This window comes from Bifidobacterium sp. UBA6881 (assembly GCA_002451435.1).
Taxonomy (GTDB): Bacteria; Actinomycetota; Actinomycetes; order Actinomycetales; family Bifidobacteriaceae; genus Bifidobacterium.
In genome coordinates this window covers 20,570-23,555 of sequence record DKCF01000010.1, presented here as the reverse complement: position 1 = coordinate 23,555, position 2,986 = coordinate 20,570, and the positions used below count along the sequence as shown (strand labels likewise).

General features: G+C 63.4%; 2 protein-coding genes and 1 pseudogene. All 3 read right to left on the bottom strand.

Annotated features, from left to right (window positions below; all coding sequences use genetic code 11):
- A pseudogene (locus tag B3C64_RS00840) lies at positions 1-464 on the bottom strand (class C sortase); the annotation flags it as partial.
- A 137-nt stretch (positions 465-601) separates the two neighbouring features.
- Positions 602-2,518 carry an ABC1 kinase family protein gene (locus B3C64_RS00835; protein WP_291533069.1) on the bottom strand — a complete coding sequence of 639 codons (1,917 nt, stop codon included), beginning with the start codon at positions 2,516-2,518 and terminating at the stop codon, positions 602-604.
- Positions 2,519-2,601: 83 nt separating this feature from the next.
- Positions 2,602-2,850, bottom strand: coding sequence for a phasin family protein (locus B3C64_RS00830; protein WP_291533068.1), 249 nt, complete (start codon positions 2,848-2,850; stop codon positions 2,602-2,604).
- Between the last annotated feature and the right edge of the window lie 136 nt (positions 2,851-2,986).

The window sequence follows — 2,986 nt, the reverse complement described above, 5'->3', positions numbered from 1 at the left end:
ACCGAGATCTTCGGGATGCGGACCGTGCCCATCACACCGTCGCCGGTGTCGAGCAGCGACTGGTATTCGCCGTCCTTCTGCGACAACGAATCCTTGCCGGAGGCGTGGGACCCGCCGGAAGCGTCCGAGAACGGATCCTCCGCCTCGCCGAGCATGCTCTGTTTGGATGCGGCGAGACGACGGTTGTAGGCCCGAGCCTCAGCCAGCGCACGTTCGGTTCGGGAACGCGGCCATCCGGCGACCCTGCGTTCGGCCAGATCCGAGGTCCGCGCGGTGACCTGCGACGAATGCCACTGCAATACATAGGGAAAGCCGGCGACCGCGAGCGCGGCCAGCACCAGCACCGCGACGAATGCGTACAGCATGTGCAATTGCCTGCGAAGCCGCTGTCTGCGCGCGAATTTCGAGGAGACGTCCAGCGCCTCGGCAAACGTCGGCTGTCGCCATGTCTGCTGTTCGCTCATGCTCGCTCCTCGAATGGTTGGAATGGCCGTCCACTTGGTCGGAATGGTTTAGCCATGGATGCGGTTCCGATGCGAAAGTCCCCGGACCGGGAAATCCATCAGGAAATCCATCGGAAAATCCACTCTACCGGAAGCCGCTACCGCTTCTTCGAGCCACGTCCTTTGAAGTAGATGTCGAACACGATCCAGACGGAGAGGATGAAGGCGATCACGTAACCGAGGAATCCGACGATCGGAATGCCGAAAATCACCGGCTTGATGCCCGCGTAGTACACGATCGACGAGCCGATGAACAGACCGACCACGATCAGCGCCATCGTCAGCCTGTTCACCATGTTGGCGAGCAGGTGGATGGGTTCCTGCGAGCCGACCATCTCCATGTTCACGCGCAGCTGCCCGCGGGTGAGCATGCGCGAGGCCACCTTCAGCTCGTTCGCCGCGGCCAGCAGGCTGTGCAGCGCCTCGTGCGTCTCCAATGCCAGGGATTTCGCCTCGTCCTTGGCGAGGTCCTTCTTCGAGGTGCTTGCCGCGATGTGGTCGGAGATGATCTGGATCATGTTCACGTCGGGGATGAACTCGTCGAGCAATCCTTCGAGCGTGACCAGCGCGCGGCCGACCGTGGTGACGGTGCTCGGCACCTCGATGCCGTGCCGCTGCGCCATCTGCGTCAACGCGGTGAGCATGGCGGCGATGTCGAGGTCCGCCAGATCGACCGTGCCGAATTCCTTGACGATCACATCGAGGTCGGCGAGCAGCGCCGGATAGTCCTCGGCGTCGGCCTCCGCGCCGGCGAACCGCAGCAGCCCGTCGGCGAGCGCCGGCGAATCCTGTTTCGCGACGGCGAAGATCATGTCTTTGAGCACGGAGCGGGTTTTCGCGTTGAGCCGTCCGGTCATGCCGAGGTCGAGCAGCACGATCTGCCCGCCGTGCACCATGATGTTGCCGGGGTGCGGGTCGGCGTGGAAGAATCCTTCGTCGAGCACCTGCGTGGCGTAGTTGTCGACCAGTTTGGTGCCGATCTCCTTGAGGTCGTAGCCGGCCTTCACCAGCCGGTCGGGGTGGGAGACGGAGATGCCCTCCACATAGTCCATCACGACTACGTGTTCGGTGCACAGGTCAGGATAGGGCTTCGGGCAGTCCATGTACCGGTATCGTTCGCAGAACCGTTTGAATTCCGCCAGATTGCGCGCTTCGATGAGGAAGTCGGTTTCCGATTCGAAGGTGTCCCACAGCTCCTCGACCACGCCGGAGAGGTCGACCACCTGCGCGCTGCGCATGGTTTTCGTGGCGAGCCGCGCGATGGAGCGCATGATGGACACATCCTGCGCCATGGTTTCGCGCACGCCCGGGCGCTGCACCTTGATCGCCACGTCCTCGCCGGTGCGCAGTTTCGCGCGATGCACCTGCGCGAGGCTTGCCGAGCCGAGCGGCGTGGCGTCGATGTGCTCGAAGATCTCGTCCGTCGGGCGTCCGTATTCGTTTTCCAGCACGCTCAGCACCGTGTCGTAGGGCATGGGGTCGGCGTTGGCGCGCAGTTTGGCGAGTTCGTCGCAGAAGGATTGCGGCAGAATCTCGGAGCGCATCGACAGTATCTGGCCGACTTTCACGAACGTCGGGCCGAGCGCTTCGAGCATCAGCCGCATTTTGACCGGCGTGAGCCCGTGCACGGCATCGAAGTGGTTGGCGATGCGCGCGATCTGCATGAGCCGCCTCAGCTTGCCGCGTCTGGTGAGGTGGTAGCGCTGCGAGAAGGTGTCTTTGCGCGGGCCGAAGATGCCGATGGTTTCGCCCGCCACGAATGGCTGCGAGGCGTCGCGTGCGGAATCGCCCGCGGTGTTTCCCCCATGGTTTTCCGCTGTGCCGTTCGCGGCGCGGCCTGGGATGTTCCGCGCCCCGCCCGCATCGTTCGCCGTGCCGGCCGCATGCGCGGCGGCGTCCGGCGATGGTTCGGCCGCGGGATTGATGACCGCGTTGACCCTGTCGGAAAGCGTGACCGGTTCGACGCTTTCCGGACGGGCCGCATCCGACCTATCGGACTGGGAGTTCACAGACATATCGCCTTTCGCACATGACAACAGGCATGATAAATCGCCGTCCGTGCCGGCTGTTCGGCACGGACGGCGAGGGGGAAACGTGGTTATTCGGCCTTGGCGTCGGATTCCGCGGCATCCGCTTTGGCGCCGGATTCGGCCGCGGAGGTCTCCTTGGCCTCCTGGACCTTGTGCTTGAGTTCGGCGTTCAGCGCCTTGCCCTGCTCGACCGTCAGCTCGCCCTTCTTCACCAGATCGTCGACGATCTCCTGGCCCTTCTCGACGGTGGTCGCCAATGCGCCGACACCGGCGAGGAACACCTTGCGCAGGCCGTCACCAAAATCAAAATCAGCCATGATTACCTCCTTGGGTGATGGTGCTACCACTGTATCGCACGCCGTTCGCATATTCGGCGAGCAAAACCGGTCAATTCCGGAGAATATGGCGGATTTCGCATAGCATCGGCCGCGTCTCTTGTCTTCCAATGCGGGC